The organism is Acinetobacter sp. 1207_04, assembly GCF_052850415.1.
On the sequence record NZ_VXCQ01000002.1, the window covers coordinates 249,328 to 264,779 of the forward strand.

The window sequence follows — 15,452 nt, forward strand, 5'->3', positions numbered from 1 at the left end:
TTGATTCTCAATTAAAAACTTAAAAACAATGTAATAAATTATTAATTCCTTAAAACACTTAAACATTCATCAATAAAAATAGGTAGCTCAAAGGTCGAACGTGAGGATATATATAGATTATTGTCATTGACTACTTCATGATCAAAAATGACAGCCCCAGCATCTTTGAGTTCTTTAATCGTTTCATGAATAGAGGTTAAGCGTCTACCAATAGCAATCTGTGCATCGATGAGTAAATGCGGACTATGACAACACAATAAAATAGGTTTTTGTGCGTTTGCAAAACTGCGCAAAAAATCGATAAAGCGCTGATCTTTTTTCAGGTGATAGGGTGAGTGCCCACCAGGAATCATCAGTGCATCAAAGTCTTGGACTGAAATGTCATCAATACCTAAATCAATACTCACAGAGGATTTTCGTTGCTGACTATAAATGATATTGCCAGCCTGCTTTTCAATGTTGCGTACACTATGACTTGCTGCACGAAAGGCTTCTACAGGAGCATGATATTCAATATCTTCAAAGTCTTGGGTGACGAGAACAGCAATACGTTTATTCATTTTTTTTCTCGCACTACTTTTATTTTAATAAGCATACGAAATTTTGAGCAAAAATTATTATATGCATTTGTTGTTGAATCGTTATGTAACGTAATTTTAACCAAGTCTATGTATTTTTGTGCAAATTTTTCTAATTTTACGAATTTTTATAGAGAGAACTGCTAAAAAGTAAAAAATGATTTTGTTCATCTGTTTTGGGGTGATGAATTATTGTTTTATTGCAATAAGCTGTTGGATAAAAGGCGTATTGCACAACAAATCGTACTGAACTATTGTTATACTATTTAAACTTAAAACCTCGGGTAATCTCGATTTTCATAGGGCGATATAACAATGATCAACGTTGATCAACAAGCAACCTCTCTCGATCTTTCTCAAATCCGTGACGATATTGATTCTGTCGACCAACAGATTCAACAACTGATCAACCGCCGTGCCAAATTGGCTGAAGCTGTCGCAAAAGCGAAATTTGCAGCAGAAGAGAATCCGTTGTTTTATCGCCCTGAACGTGAAGCTCAAGTTCTACGAAATGTGATGGAGCGTAATGAAGGCCCGTTGTCCGATACAACTATGGCTCGTTTGTTTCGTGAAATTATGTCGGCATGTTTGGCACTTGAAGCACCGCAAAGCATTGCATTTTTGGGCCCTGTTGGAACATATACGCATTCAGCCGTATTGAAACATTTCGGTCAAGATGCAGTGGTTCGTCCATTGCCAACCATTGATGAAGTGTTCCGTGAAGTGGAAGCGGGTAGCGCGCACTACGGTTTAGTGCCTGTAGAAAACTCGTCTGAAGGCGTTGTGAATCATACTTTAGATTGTTTTAAAGCATCACATTTGAATGTCATTGGTGAAGTTGAATTGCGTATTCATCACCAATTTTTAGTGTCTTCAAATACGCGTAAAGATAGTATTAAACAGATTTATGCTCATCAACAAACTTTGGCACAGTGTCGTGGTTGGTTGGATGCACATTATCCAGGTGTAGAGCGAGTTGCACTCAGTTCAAATGCAGAAGCTGCTCGTCGTATTCGTAATGAGTGGCATTCAGCAGCGATTGCATCAGATGTGGCTGCAAGTATTTATGATCTTGAAATTTTGCATGGCAATATTGAAGACAATCCTGAAAATACGACACGTTTCCTTGTGATTGGCCGTGAAAAAGTGCCACAAAGTGGTAATGATAAATCATCATTACTCATTTCTGCACATGACCGTGCAGGAGCGTTACTTGAGATTCTTGCACCATTTGCTAAACATAACATTAGCTTGACCAGTATTGAAACTCGTCCTGCGTTACCTGAAAAATGGGCTTACGTGTTCTTTATTGATCTTGAAGGTCATGTAGAACAGGACAATGTAAAAGCTGCGATTGAAGAAATTCGCCCATTAGTGAAAGAAGTGCGTGTATTGGGTTCATACCCAATTGCTGTACTTTAAGTTTAGGTTGAAGGTCTGAAATAGCATCATGTCACAACCTATGTTTAAAAAAGTTGCGTTTATTGGGCTTGGGCTAATAGGTTCAAGTCTTGCTCGGGTAATTCTTGCGGAAAATTTAGCAAATACTATTGTTGCTTCAACACGTTCGAAAAAAACCTTGGAAGATGCCAAAGCTTTAGGATTGATTTCTGAAGGTTTTACCGATCCTGCCGATGCAGTGAAAGATGCTGATTTAGTGGTTTTAGCCTTGCCTGTTCGTGCAACGCAAAAAGCACTTGCAAGTATTCAGCCTTATTTGTCAGAAAACTGCATTATTACTGATGTTGGAAGTACCAAAGGTAATGTGGTTGATGCAGCTAAAGCTGTGTTTGGTGATGTACTACCTGTTGGGTTTGTTCCGGGACACCCAATTGCTGGTGCAGAACATACAGGTGTGCATGCAGGTAAAGTCGATTTATTTGCCAATCATAAAGTGATTCTCACGCCATTACCAAGTAGTGCAGATTGGGCAGTGAATAAATTGATTCAGCTCTGGCAAGCAGCGAAAGCCGAAGTTATTTGTATGGATGTGGAAAAGCATGATGAAGTGCTTGCGCATACGAGTCATTTACCACATTTAATGGCATTCAACTTGGTTGAACAACTTGCAAATCGTGAAGATAATTTCGATATTTTTCGTTATGCAGCAGGTGGTTTTCGTGATTTCTCACGGATTGCAGCGAGTGATCCACAAATGTGGCATGACATCTTTTTTGCTAATAAAAAAGCAATACTCAATGCTGTAGATGGATTTGAAGCTCAACTTAAAACATTACGCCAACTCATTGAAAATGAAAATTCACAGGCATTGATGGGATTGCTCGGACATGCTCAAGCAGCACGTCAACATTTCAATCATATGCTCGCTCAAAAACCTTTGATGGAGAAAAATAAGGTGACACAACAATTTACCATTTTGCCAGGTGATAAGACATTTAAAGGTAAATTTACCGTGCCGGGTGACAAATCAGTGTCACATCGCTCCATCATGTTTGGTGCGATTGCAGAAGGCACAACGCATGTGACAGGTTTCCTTGAAGGTGAAGATGCACTTGCAACTTTGCAAGCATTCCGTGATATGGGCGTGAGTATTGAAGGTCCTAAGAATGGTGAAGTAACCATTCATGGTGTTGGTATGAATGGTCTAAAAGCACCGAAAACTGCACTATATATGGGGAACTCAGGTACATCAATGCGCTTGCTTTCAGGCATGTTGTCGGCTCAAGCTTTTGACTCTGTGATGACAGGTGATGCATCACTTTCTCAACGCCCAATGGAGCGTATAGCGAAGCCTTTACGTGAAATGGGTGCACAAATTCAAACGACGGGTGAGCGTGGTACGCCACCGATTTCGATTACAGGTGCACAAGCTCTAAAAGGTATTCACTATGATTTGCCAATGGCATCTGCACAAGTGAAATCAGGGATTCTATTGGCAGGTTTATGGGCTGAGGGCGAAACTTCAGTGACTGAACCTGAACCTACTCGTGACCATTCAGAACGTATGCTTCGTGCTTTTGGTTATGATGTAAAAACTGAAGGCAATCGTATTTCGCTACAAGGTGGTGGAAAATTAGTGGGGACTGATATTCAAGTACCCTCTGATATTTCTTCTGCTGCGTTCTTTATGGTCGGCGCTGCCATTACCAAAGGTTCGGATGTAACGCTTGAAGCAGTGGGTATTAACCCGACACGTACTGGTGTAATTGAAATCCTAAAACAAATGGGTGCAGATTTAAACGTTGAAAATGAGCGTATTGCAGGCGGTGAGCCAATTGCAGACATTCGTATTCGCGGGACACGTACACTCAAAGGCATTCATATGCCAGAAGATCAAGTACCATTGGCAATTGATGAATTTCCATCACTATTTATTGCGGCTGCATGTGCAGAAGGGCAAACGATTTTGACGGGTGCTGCTGAACTTCGTGTAAAAGAGTCCGACCGTATCCAAGTGATGGCAGATGGGTTAAAAACCATGGGGATCGATTGTACACCAACTGACGATGGTATTATTATTGAAGGAAAAGGCAAATCAGGTGAGTGGGGTGCAATCTTCACAGGAGGTGAAATTGAATCACACCACGATCATCGTATTGCCATGAGCTTCTCAATGGCGGGTTTGCGTAATTCGGGTGAAATTAAAATTGTTGGTACAGAAACAGTTGCAACGAGCTTTCCAACATTTACGCAATTGACCAATCAAGCGGGTTTGCAGATTCAGGTGACTGAATAAGTTTCAAACCAATTTAATCGCCAATCTTTGGTCTAGTTTTTGTATATTTGTTCGACAACAGCCAAGCAAACGCTTGGCTGTTTTGTTTTTATTGCTTATTCTAAAACCATACAACTATAAAGTCTTTTGGATGAAGCGATGAGAACATTACAATTTACTGCAAACTGTGAAAATCATATCAAAAGTGAAGCTCAGGGCAATGCATGTCATGTCACTCAGGAATATGTAACTGATCTATTGTCTCAATCGCTTAAAGAATATGGTTTTAAGACTGAAACTGCGCATTCAGAAGAAAATATTGCGGTAAGTGTAGAAAATCATCCAATTGGCTTAGGTGTATATTGTCAATTAAATGATAAAGGTTTGTTGACCTGTCAAATTTCTGCTCATGCAGATGAAGAACAAGTCTGGTTTAAGAAAATTGCTACGCAAAGTATGATTAAGCAGCTTGCTAATGCTGTTGAAAATACTTTGAAAAAAGATGATGCGTTTAGTGGTTTTGAGTGGAAAAGTTAAGATTTAAGTGAGTTGAGTGTATATAAAAATGCTGAATAGCGTAGGCTGATTCAGCATTTTTATTGTGTAGCAATTTAAAAGCTATTCTACTCTCAACCAAGTTTGGCTACGCCCCACAGCTGAAACACCAATATAGCCACGTAAAAATAGTTTCTTACCATTTGGACTGACTTTACCTTTTAGGCTATAGAGTTTGCCTGAAACAGGATCAATAATTTTGCCATTGGTATAATTTATTTGATCCTCAGTTTTTAAACCTGAAATGACTTGCATGCCAATAATTGGCTTATTGGTGTAAGGTGCAGGGCAGTTGGTACAAAATTCTTTTGGTGTATAACCAGGTCGAGGAGTTGCTTTGAGTGCGGTTCCTGCGTATGTACCATTGGCTTGTTTTTCCATTTTAACTAAACCTTTTGGTTCACCTGTTTTGTCATCAATATAGCGCCATGTTCCTGTAATATCTTGAGAAAATACGCTTGTACTGATCAGTGTAATAAAGATTGCCCCAAAAACTTTTTTCATAATATCCCTATATAAAAATATAATTAGCAAAACTAGCTAAAGACTTGATTGTATAATAAATAATGAAAATTAATATTTACATATTGCGCCAAAATTAAGTGAAAAATAAAGCATAATCACCAATCTAGGTTATTTATTCCTCATATTATTGTTGTTTGAGTGTATTGATTGGCATTTATTCTTTTAGGTGTTGAATGAGCTGATTAAGCGCTATTTCAATATTTTCATCTATTTCAAATGAGCAATTGATACGAATGTGATGGTATTCTTTTTCCATTTGATAAAATAATGTACCAGGTGCAACACCAATATTTTGCTCCAATAACTGCTGATAAATCAGATGACTATTTAGATATTTAGGTAAACTAATCCAAAGAAAATAGCCTGAAGGATAGAGTTTTATTTTAAATGAGTCAGGTAAATGCGTAGATAAATATTGATAGTATTGTAGTTTTAAACGTTTCATCGTACTACGAAGCATTTTTAAATGCTTTTCATAATGTCGATGAGATAAATATTCTGCCAATGCATTTTGAATCAGTGAATTGACTGAAATGGTACTCATCAATTGCAAATGTTGGATATGTTCAGAAAATTTTCCTGCATATACCCAACCAATACGAAAACCTGCACCAAGCGTTTTTGAAAAAGATGAACAGTGTAGTACCCAATTTTGTTGATCAAAATACTTCATAGATAAGGGTTTTTTATGCCCATGATAAAGTTCTTCATAAACATCATCTTCAATTAAGTAAATTTGATGCTCATGTAAAAGCTGTGCTAATTGCAGCTTAATTTCATCACTGACGGTAAAGCCAACAGGGTTGTGGCTGTTTAACATGAGTAGGCAGACTTTAATTGGATAGCGTGTTATGGCATCTTTAAAGGCTTCTAAATCAAACCCATATTCAGGATGCTCTGGAATGCTAATGACTTTTAGACCCAAGTGTTCCGCAGCTTGCCATGCGCCATAGAAAATAGTTTCCTGCAATAAAATATAATCTCCTGCTTGGGTTAGAGCTTTGAGTGAGAGATTTAAAGCATCCAATCCTCCAGAGGTAATGACAATATCAGAAGGATCGGTTTGAATGCCTTGCATACTATAACGTTGTGCAATTAATTTTCTTAGTTCAATATTCCCAGGAGGAAGGCTTGGCATTTGTTCATAGTTTTGACGATATTTAGATTGTTGTGCCAATGTTTGCATCAATTTTGCTGAAAACAACAATTGGCTATTTGGGAATGCACTCCCAAAAGGAGTAATATTTTTATTTTGAATCGATTTTAAATAGCGAAAAATTAAAGAATTAATCTCAATCTGTTCATTCAGTATAACATTGGTTTTATAAGCATTTGTGATGGGTACTTCGGCAACAAAGTAACCGAGCTTTGTCCGTGAATAGATCAGACCCTGTGCTTCTAAATCTTGATAAGCATTCATCACCGTCATTAAGCTAAAACCTGAAGTATTGGCTTGCTGACGTAAAGAAGGGAGTTTTTCATGCGCTTTCCAAAAACCACTTTCAATGAGATGTTTCAGACTGAGTGCAAGTTGTTCTGATTTATACATAAAAAGGAATGCTCAAAGGTATGAAAATGCAATGCGTTATAGATTCTGTCAATCATCGACTATATTTATGCGATACAGTGGAACTCAAAATAAATATCCCAGTTTAATTTTAACATGAGCTGTGTATTTTTTTGAAAAATAGCGAAATGTATATTGAATAGTGAATTTTATAAAAAATGATATAAAATATAGTATTAACATATGCATATATAGATGAGCATTAAACGTGCTGTTATCATCTGTTATAGTATTTTTGATCAAAACTGTATATTTTATTTCGAATCAGAAATCTTCAAAATAATGACATCTGCTCAAGTGAGATGAATGTATGAATTTTTTTAACACCAAAAACAAAGCATGGTTTGTTTTTTTCATTATTACTTCGTATTCATTTTTAGGCTTTTTCCTTGGTTTTATTATTTGGAAATACGTGCTCTAAATCAGATACAACGTGATAAAAGTCTAAGATCAAACTTTTTGAAGTTATTGATCTTATATTGAGGCTTATTCAATACAATTTTTGCACTGAAAATATGTGCGAGTGAATAAGCCAAAGTCCTTATATGTCAACGATTAATATCATTCAATCGTACTACTCTATTCTCAGATCTATTTCATTAAAATAAAAATTTCAAATTGTTAGGACAGCTTCTATCTATAAAACGATGAGGGACGTTTTTTCATTTTTGAAACATTATTTCATTATTGTAAACTAATAATATTTTTAACTAATTGATATTTAATAAAAATAAAATTGGCATACTCCTTGCAAACCTATTACTGAAAAGGAGATGTGTTATGGATGACGTGCAATTTCAGGATTTAAAAAATCTGCTTGTACAGCGACTAGATTTTGATCGAAATACAGACATGAGTATCAAAAAACTCAGTGGTGGTGCAATTCAAGAAAACTGGGCAATTTTAGGTCAGAAAAATCATGAAAATTTTGAAATTGTACTGAGAAAAAATTCTGAAACAAGCGTAGAAGTTAGTTCTGACCGTGAGCAGGAATATCGTTTACTCGAACGTTTACATGCGTTAAATATTTGTGTGCCACAGCCCTTATTATTTGAAAAAAAAGATAATTTTTTAAATAGTGATTTTTTTATAATGGAAAAAATTTCAGGGAGTGCAGAAGGTCATAAATTGGTTCGTTTGAAAGATGAGACATTACAACAAAAAATCTTAAAAGATATTGGGCAGTGTTTAGCAGATTTGCATCAGATTGAAACTGATGCCGAGATTGAAAAAATTTTACCAAAACCACAAAAAGAGACGTATCTAAGCGACTTAATTGCTGACTTATATGCACAACTCGATAAATTACAAAGACTTCGTCCTGTACTTGAGTTTGCATTGAGTTGGATGTTGCATGAAAAGCCTGTAATTGATGATTTAGTCTTGATTCATGGCGATTATCGCATAGGAAATATCATGATTAATCAAGATCATGTGTCGGGTATTTTAGATTGGGAATTTAGCCATTGGGGGGATCGCCGTGAAGATATTGGTTGGTTTACTGCAAAATGTTGGCGTTTTGGTCAAGACAATCAAATTGCAGGCGGAATTGGTGCATATAAGAATTTCATGCAAGCCTATGCTGAGCGCACTGAGATATATATCCCTGAATTTGAATTGAAATTTTGGCATATTTTATCGCATGTGCGTTGGGCAATTATTGCAATGCAACAGTCCAACCGTAATCAAAATAATACCCAAGCTTCTTTAGAATTAGCACTCACTGAGTTTTTAGTACCACAGCTTGAGAAAAACATTTTGGATATCATTGGAGAAAAAGAATGACTCAACAAAAAATTCTAGAATTGATCCAAGCGAGTCAAGCCACACTGAAACATGAGTTGATGCCTAAACATCCAGAATCTCGTTATAACCTATTGATGTTACAGCGTAGTTTTGAAATTCTGAAAAATTATATTGAATCGTCTGAGTGTGCACAGACCAAACAACTTGATTTGTTTCAGCAACATTTTCAGTTTCCTGTGCAAGATGTGGAACAAAGTATGGAACAGCTTTCACAGGATATGCGTACAGCTTTTCAGCCTGATGCGTTAGCTATTTTACAACAACTCAATGAACTTGAAATGAGCCTGATTAAAACTGGAAAATCAACATGATAAAAAGGGTTCGTGTTTATTTGGTACGTCATGGTCATGTGCAATATTTTGATAAGCAACATCAACCTGTGAATCCTAAATATGCACCATTGTCTGCAACGGGTATAGCACAAATCAGTCAGTTGGCTGAACAATTAAAAGCAGTGCAGATGGATCAAATTTATTCATCGACCATGCCACGTTCTATTCAAACAGCTGAAATTTTGGCGAGTACGCAGCGTAACTCAACAATTCAGTCTTGTGATGATATTCGTGAAATTAAGTCTGGACGTTTAAAAGAGCTTGATTCGACTCAGGCACATATTGTCATTAAAAAAGCCTATCAACATAGGCGTTATGCTTTAGATACTTTTATGCAAGGTGAACGTTGGCATGAATTTGAAGCGCGCACAACCCATTGGTTAGAAAAAATACTGCTACAACAAGCAGATTTACAGCATCAACATATTTTAGTGTCCTCACATGATGCGGTGAATCGTATTTTTCTCAATCATGCGCATGGCTTAAATGAAAAGGATATTCAGGTACAAGAACAGAATTATGCTTGTCTTAATATATTGGATTATTTTATTGAAAATGATCAGATCATAGAAACCCGAATTTTGCTGCAAAACTTTACAGCTCATAATGTTCTAAAGATTAATGAAACACACAATGCACTTGATGATGTGTATCAAATATATATGAAAACAAATGGATTTAAACGAGAAATGATATGAAAACACTGAGTCCTGAATTACTCGAATTACAAAAACGTGTCCGTACGTTTATTCGTGATGTGGTGATTCCCTATGAAAATGATCCTCGTCAAGACAGTCATGGACCAAGTGATGAATTACGTGCTGAATTAATTGAAAAGGCACGTGAACATCATCTATTAACCCCGCATGCAAGTGTGGAAATGGGGGGGCAGGGATGGACGCATATTCAAAAAGCAGTAGCTTTTGAAGAAGCGGGTTATTCCCCATTAGGACCAACAGCAATGAATGTTCATGCTCCTGATGAAGGCAATATCCACTTGATGGATATTGTAGCGAGTGAAGCGCAGAAAAAACGTTGGTTAAAGCCGATGGTTGAGGGGAAAATTCGTTCTTGCTTTGCAATGACTGAACCTGCACCTGGTGCAGGTTCAGATCCAACAATGCTGCTTACCACAGCAACATTGGATGGAGATGATTATGTCATTAATGGGCGTAAGTGGCTTATTACGGGTGCCGATGGTGCTAAAGTTGCCATTATTATGGCAAAAATGGAAGACGGCACGGCATCGATGTTCTTAACTGAAACTGATGCAGAAGGCTTCATTTTAGAAAAAAATATGAATGCCATGGATTCATGTTTTAGTGGCGGTCATGGCATTTTACGTTTTGAGAATTTGCGTATTCCAAAAGAAAATGTACTTGGTGAAATTGGCAAAGGCTTTAAATATGCACAAGTTCGTCTTGCACCTGCTCGCTTAACACATTGTATGCGTTGGCTCGGACAAGCTCGCCGTGCGCATGATCTTGCGACTCAATATGCACGTGAACGTGAAACCTTTGGTAAGCGCTTGGGTGATCATCAAGGCGTAGGCTTTATGCTCGCTGATAATGAAATGGATTTGCTCAGTACCCGTTTAGCCGTGCATTACTGTGCACAAGTACTTGATCTAAATGAAAAAGGAAATTATGAGTCTAGTCTTGTCAAAGTCATTAGCTCAGAAAATATTTGGAAGGTGATTGATCGTAGTTTGCAAATGCTCGGTGGGCAGGCAATTACCGATGAAAATCTAGTTTGTAAAATATTCAAAGATGCACGAGGATTCCGTATTTATGATGGTGCCAATGAGGTACATCGCATGAGTATTTCACAAAAACTATTGAACGGTAAAACCTAAAACAAAAGTGTATTACCGCTAAATTGAAATCATAGATTATGGAGAATCTTAAAATGTTTAATATTAAAGATAAAAATATTATTGTGACTGGTGCATCGAGCGGTTTAGGGCAACATATTGCAGAGTTTTTTGCTTCACATGGTGCAAATATTATTATTTGCGCAAGACGGGCAGAACGACTAGAGCAATTACAACAAAAAATTGCACTGCAATATGCAATTAAAATTTATTCATATCAGTTTGATATTAATGATCGTCAAGCAGTGCAAGCGATGTTGAGTGATTTGGAATCAAAGCAGGTTCAGGTCGATGTACTCATCAATAATGCAGGCGTGGGCAACAGTAAACGCTTTCTAGAGAACACCGATGATGATTGGGATTTGGTACTTGGAACAAATCTTAAAGCACCTTGGATGTGTTCGCAAGAAGTTGTTAAACACATGGAAAAACATAAAGTTAAAGGTTCTATTGTCAATATAACCTCTATTTTATCTCAATCGATTAATCTAGGTGTTTCACCTTATTGTGCATCAAAAGCAGGTTTACGACATTTAACCGAAGTGATGGCAGCAGAATTGGCTCGCTACAATGTGCGTGTCAATGCGATTGCACCGGGTTATATGGTGACTGAAATTAATGAAGATTATTTACTCAGCGATACAGGGCAAGCGATTTTAAAACGTATTCCTATGCGCCGTTTTGTTGAATTTTCCGATTTAAATGGAGCGCTATTGTTGTTAGCATCAGAGGCAGGTCGTGGAATGACCGGTGTAGAAATTAAAGTGGATTGTGGGCACAGTTGTGGTGCACTCGTATAAGGAAGAAAAATCATGCTGAATCAGAAACCGATTAATATTTTGGTGAGTTATATTAAAACGCCAAGTATGAATGGGTTTCGTCAGCTTGCTGAGCAAACTTTAGCGCAGATGCATTCGGAACAAGTTGGTTTTGTTGAATGCCATATTTCCGATGTACTTGAAGTGGCACAGCAACTCGTTGAAAATGGTAGTCAAATTTTACTGTGTACGGGTGCGACGGCGCACTATTTACAAAAAAAATTGCCTATAGAATTACATACTATTCGAACAGGGGCTTTTGATGTCATTCAAGCCATCTCCAATTTAAAGCAATACCGTAAAATTGCCTTATTGGGCAATGCTTCTAGCGTTAACTTGACGCAATATTCTGACGTTTTTGCATTGCAAATAGAACAATTCAGCTACGATTCATTTTTAGCTGCGAAAAAAACGGTCGAGCAGGTGCGTAAACAGCAGTTTGATGCAGTGATTGGTTCACCTGTTGCAGTCGAAATGGCACTTAATTTAGGTCTAGCGGCACAGCTTGCTATTAGTCAAAATTCTTTACAAGATCATATTTATAGTGCATTACAGCGACTCGAAAAAATCCGAGAAGAAAAACAGCAAAATCAGCGTTTAACTGAAATTTTCAACCATTTGACCGATGGTATTTGTCTGATTTTAAAGACAGGTAGAATTCATTTTGCCAATCAATCTATGCTTGCTCTATTGGGGCAAACTGAGCACAGTCTTTTAAATCAGCCAGTTGATAGGCTGTTTAAAAATTTTGATTTAAATATCGAAAATACTCATCAAATATTATATGTGGGTGCGAAGAAGCTTGCAGCACATTTATCGGTGCTCAAAACAGAGCATATCGATGGCTTTATTTTAAGTGTGCAAGATCTCGACGCACTTGAACAGTCGAGTGGTGAATTTCGGAAAGTTTCAGTCGGAAAGTTTAATACACGTTATCGTTTCACCGATTTAATCACGCGAGATCCTCAACTCCAACAAAGTATTTTACTTGCCAAACAATATGCTCAAACTGAAGCCACTATTTTGATTACTGGTGAAAGTGGAACAGGTAAAGAGTTATTGGCTCAAAGTATTCATCAACAAAGCTCACGTGCCCATGCGCCTTTTGTGGCAATTAATTGTGCTTCATTTCCTGAAAGTATTCTTGAAAGTGAATTATTTGGTTATGTGGAAGGGGCTTTTACAGGGGCAAAAAAAAATGGCAAGGTTGGGTTGATTGAAGCTGCACACAATGGCACTTTATTCCTCGATGAAATTGGTGATATGCCGTTGCATTTACAAACACGATTTTTACGTGTGTTACAGGAGCGTCAAATTAATCGTTTAGGTGCAACAGTCAGCCATACAGTGAATATTCGTGTACTTGCGGCAACGCATTGTGATCTTGAGGAAAAGGTTAAATCTGGAGAGTTTCGAGCAGATTTATATTACCGATTGAATATTTTACGTGTGTATATTCCATCGTTGAAACAGCGCCGTGTTGATATTTTACTTTTGGTTGAACATTTTTTAAAAAAACATGCTTTAAATGTAGAAAATATGCCTGCATTTTTATTCAAAGCCTTACAAAAATATCATTGGCCGGGCAATATTCGTGAACTTGAAAATATAATTGAACGACTTGCAGTGATGTGGCAGCTCGATCATTCTATGCTTAATCAAACATTTATGAGCTTACATATTCCTGAACTGTTTCAACAACGTGATTTCGATACTCATTTCGATGCACAATTGAGCCCGTTAAAAGCAGTCAAAGTCAATCAAGAATTACAATTGATTGAACAAGCCATTGCAACAGCAGATGGAAACTTAGATATTGCGGCTCAAAATTTGAATATTAGCCGTACCACGCTATGGCGGAAAATGAAGTTATTGAAGGTTTAGTTTTTTACTATCTATTCAATTTTAGTATTTCATATTTGAAAAAATTTCAATATTGAACTGTTTTAGATTAAACAAAAAACAATAAATTATTGAAAAATAATAATTAAATAGTTGGCATTATAGTTGCAATATTCTATTTGAAACTCAGTTGTAAAATTGTGTAAGGATAGAATAATCATGAATGGACTTATGATGCACTGTAATCTGAACATTACCTCAATCATGCAACATGCAATGATGGTACATGCAGATCAGGAAATTGTTTCACTTAAATCAGATGGTGTGAGTACGCATCGTTATACCTATAAAGCTGCGTTTAAGCGAGTCGCTCAATTTGCGCATGTGCTGGATCAACTAGGTATTTCTTTTGATGCAAAAGTTGGTACTTTGGCGTGGAATACCCATCAACATATGGAATTGCATTATGCCATTCCTTGTACAGGACGAATTTATCACACGATCAATCCTAAACTTCAACCTGCACAAATTAAGCTAATTATTTTAGATGCACGTGATGAGGTACTTTTAATAGAACCTGAATGTGTACCTTTACTTAATCAATTTTATGAAGAGTTCCAAAGTTTTTTAAAATATGTGATTGTTCTTGGTGATATTCAAAATGAGCTAATGGCAGAATTTCCATTCCAATTTTATGAAGCATTAATCAATATTCAACCTGAATGTTACGATTGGCAGGATATTCCTGAGCAACGAGCAAGCGGACTGTGTTACACATCAGGTACGACAGGGCAGCCTAAGGGTGTGTTGTATTCGCATCGAAGTACGGTATTGCATGCACTGATTATGAGTATGAATGATGCTGTAGGTTTACATCGCAGCAGTGTAATGATGCCGATTGTGCCGCTTTATCATATTAGTGCGTGGGATATGCCATTTAACGGTATTTTATGTGGTGCAAAGTTGGTTTGGCCCAATCAGTTTGCAGGACAAACCGAAAAACTCGTCAGCCTTATGCAAGCAGAAAATGTTGATATTTCGATGGCTGTGCCCACTATTTGGACAGCATTTAAAGAATATTTATCAAATCATCCTCAGATTAAACTCAATTTAAAACGCGCAATTTCAGGTGGGTCAGCAGCACCTCTAGCATTGATTCAGAGTATGCATGCGCTAGGTATCCAAATTGAAAATGGCTGGGGTATGACTGAAACGAGTTCTTTAGGGGCAATTAATCGAACTCAAATAGATCAAAAAAATTTTGAAACACAAGTAATTAAGTGTGGTCGTCCTGTGTTTGGAATGCAAATGCAATTACGTCATCATGACGGTCATTTATTAGCTCACGATGGTGTACAAGAAGGCATTCTTGAAATACGAGGACATACTGTCGTTCATCAATATATCCATACATCTGCACAACAATTATCGCGACAACAAGCTCAGATTGAACAGCAGACTTATGGACAATGGTTTGATACAGGCGATATTGCCACGATAGATACGCATGCCTATATGCATATTACTGATCGTGCGAAAGATATGATTAAGTCTGGTGGCGAATGGATTAGTAGTGTTGAAGTTGAAAATGCTGCAATGGGTCATCCTAAAATTTTAGAAGCGGCTGTTATTGCAGTCGCTCATCCAAAATGGGGCGAAAGACCTCTTTTAGTTGTGGTGGCAAAGGAAAATCAAACTTTGAGTCATGAAGAAATGTTGATGTATTTATCAAATCATTTACATAAGTGGTCACTGCCATCGGCGACAATTAGCGTAAAAGAAATTCCACATACGCCAACAGGGAAAATCAGTAAAAAGCATTTAAGGGAGCAATATCACGATTATTTTCAGCAAATGGATGCTGTTTAAAAATTAAAAAC

14 protein-coding genes are annotated in these 15,452 nt (G+C 37.1%); 11 read left to right on the forward strand and 3 right to left on the reverse strand.

The genetic code is table 11. The annotated features are described in order from the left end of the window. Positions 1 to 41: 41 nt before the first annotated feature. Positions 42 to 560 carry a DJ-1/PfpI/YhbO family deglycase/protease gene (locus tag FW754_RS03140; protein WP_409511730.1) on the reverse strand — a complete coding sequence of 173 codons (519 nt, stop codon included), beginning with the start codon at positions 558 to 560 and terminating at the stop codon, positions 42 to 44. A 333-nt stretch (positions 561 to 893) separates the two neighbouring features. On the opposite strand from FW754_RS03140, the gene pheA reads away from it, so the two are divergent. The 3 genes from pheA to FW754_RS03155 all read left to right on the forward strand — a co-directional run bounded on the left by pheA (position 894) and on the right by FW754_RS03155 (position 4,791). After that, a complete protein-coding gene (gene pheA / locus FW754_RS03145; protein WP_409511731.1) occupies positions 894 to 2,000 on the forward strand; it encodes a prephenate dehydratase in 1,107 nt (368 codons plus the stop codon). A 28-nt stretch (positions 2,001 to 2,028) separates the two neighbouring features. Next, entirely contained in the window at positions 2,029 to 4,275 is a 2,247-nt protein-coding gene (locus tag FW754_RS03150) for a bifunctional prephenate dehydrogenase/3-phosphoshikimate 1-carboxyvinyltransferase (protein ID WP_446323837.1), read from the forward strand. 138 nt (positions 4,276 to 4,413) lie between these two features. Beyond that, complete coding sequence (locus tag FW754_RS03155; RefSeq protein WP_409511733.1) at positions 4,414 to 4,791, forward strand: hypothetical protein; 378 nt, start codon at positions 4,414 to 4,416, stop codon at positions 4,789 to 4,791. Positions 4,792 to 4,872: 81 nt separating this feature from the next. On the opposite strand, the gene FW754_RS03160 is transcribed toward FW754_RS03155, so the two are convergent. Continuing rightward, positions 4,873 to 5,313 carry a DUF2147 domain-containing protein gene (locus FW754_RS03160; RefSeq protein WP_409511734.1) on the reverse strand — a complete coding sequence of 147 codons (441 nt, stop codon included), beginning with the start codon at positions 5,311 to 5,313 and terminating at the stop codon, positions 4,873 to 4,875. Positions 5,314 to 5,488: 175 nt separating this feature from the next. Then, positions 5,489 to 6,883 (reverse strand): aminotransferase-like domain-containing protein, encoded by a 1,395-nt coding sequence (locus FW754_RS03165; protein WP_446323838.1) that lies wholly within the window; start codon positions 6,881 to 6,883, stop codon positions 5,489 to 5,491. Between the two features lie 328 nt (positions 6,884 to 7,211). On the opposite strand from FW754_RS03165, the gene FW754_RS03170 reads away from it, so the two are divergent. The 8 genes from FW754_RS03170 (at position 7,212) to FW754_RS03205 (ending at position 15,441) form a co-directional block, all read left to right on the forward strand. Further along, positions 7,212 to 7,322, forward strand: coding sequence for a hypothetical protein (locus FW754_RS03170; RefSeq protein ID WP_409511736.1), 111 nt, complete (start codon positions 7,212 to 7,214; stop codon positions 7,320 to 7,322). Between the two features lie 359 nt (positions 7,323 to 7,681). Continuing rightward, positions 7,682 to 8,686 (forward strand): phosphotransferase family protein, encoded by a 1,005-nt coding sequence (locus tag FW754_RS03175; protein WP_446323839.1) that lies wholly within the window; start codon positions 7,682 to 7,684, stop codon positions 8,684 to 8,686. After that, the gene (locus FW754_RS03180; protein WP_446323840.1) at positions 8,683 to 9,018 is read left to right on the forward strand and encodes a hypothetical protein; all 336 of its coding nucleotides are present in this window, start codon (positions 8,683 to 8,685) and stop codon (positions 9,016 to 9,018) included. Before FW754_RS03175 ends, FW754_RS03180 begins: the two co-directional genes overlap by 4 nt. Then, positions 9,015 to 9,737, forward strand: coding sequence for a histidine phosphatase family protein (locus FW754_RS03185; RefSeq protein ID WP_446323841.1), 723 nt, complete (start codon positions 9,015 to 9,017; stop codon positions 9,735 to 9,737). Before FW754_RS03180 ends, FW754_RS03185 begins: the two co-directional genes overlap by 4 nt. Next, complete coding sequence (locus FW754_RS03190) at positions 9,734 to 10,894, forward strand: acyl-CoA dehydrogenase family protein (protein ID WP_409511740.1); 1,161 nt, start codon at positions 9,734 to 9,736, stop codon at positions 10,892 to 10,894. Before FW754_RS03185 ends, FW754_RS03190 begins: the two co-directional genes overlap by 4 nt. A gap of 53 nt (positions 10,895 to 10,947) precedes the next feature. Next, entirely contained in the window at positions 10,948 to 11,712 is a 765-nt protein-coding gene (locus FW754_RS03195; RefSeq protein WP_446323842.1) for an SDR family NAD(P)-dependent oxidoreductase, read from the forward strand. A 12-nt stretch (positions 11,713 to 11,724) separates the two neighbouring features. Beyond that, positions 11,725 to 13,614, forward strand: coding sequence for a sigma 54-interacting transcriptional regulator (locus tag FW754_RS03200; RefSeq protein ID WP_446323843.1), 1,890 nt, complete (start codon positions 11,725 to 11,727; stop codon positions 13,612 to 13,614). A gap of 174 nt (positions 13,615 to 13,788) precedes the next feature. Further along, positions 13,789 to 15,441: a long-chain-fatty-acid--CoA ligase gene (locus FW754_RS03205; RefSeq protein ID WP_446323884.1), complete on the forward strand. Its 1,653-nt coding sequence runs from the start codon at positions 13,789 to 13,791 to the stop codon at positions 15,439 to 15,441. The last annotated feature ends 11 nt before the right edge of the window (positions 15,442 to 15,452 follow it).

Coding starts and splice junctions, on each gene's coding strand:
- FW754_RS03160 (WP_409511734.1), bottom strand. CDS start 5,313: ATGAAAAAAGTTTTTGGGGCAATCTTTATTACACTGATCAGTACAAGC.
- FW754_RS03185 (WP_446323841.1), top strand. CDS start 9,015: ATGATAAAAAGGGTTCGTGTTTATTTGGTACGTCATGGTCATGTGCAA.
- FW754_RS03165 (WP_446323838.1), bottom strand. CDS start 6,883: ATGTATAAATCAGAACAACTTGCACTCAGTCTGAAACATCTCATTGAA.
- FW754_RS03190 (WP_409511740.1), top strand. CDS start 9,734: ATGAAAACACTGAGTCCTGAATTACTCGAATTACAAAAACGTGTCCGT.
- FW754_RS03195 (WP_446323842.1), top strand. CDS start 10,948: ATGTTTAATATTAAAGATAAAAATATTATTGTGACTGGTGCATCGAGC.
- FW754_RS03140 (WP_409511730.1), bottom strand. CDS start 560: ATGAATAAACGTATTGCTGTTCTCGTCACCCAAGACTTTGAAGATATT.
- FW754_RS03180 (WP_446323840.1), top strand. CDS start 8,683: ATGACTCAACAAAAAATTCTAGAATTGATCCAAGCGAGTCAAGCCACA.
- pheA (WP_409511731.1), top strand. CDS start 894: ATGATCAACGTTGATCAACAAGCAACCTCTCTCGATCTTTCTCAAATC.
- FW754_RS03150 (WP_446323837.1), top strand. CDS start 2,029: ATGTCACAACCTATGTTTAAAAAAGTTGCGTTTATTGGGCTTGGGCTA.
- FW754_RS03175 (WP_446323839.1), top strand. CDS start 7,682: ATGGATGACGTGCAATTTCAGGATTTAAAAAATCTGCTTGTACAGCGA.
- FW754_RS03200 (WP_446323843.1), top strand. CDS start 11,725: ATGCTGAATCAGAAACCGATTAATATTTTGGTGAGTTATATTAAAACG.
- FW754_RS03155 (WP_409511733.1), top strand. CDS start 4,414: ATGAGAACATTACAATTTACTGCAAACTGTGAAAATCATATCAAAAGT.
- FW754_RS03170 (WP_409511736.1), top strand. CDS start 7,212: ATGAATTTTTTTAACACCAAAAACAAAGCATGGTTTGTTTTTTTCATT.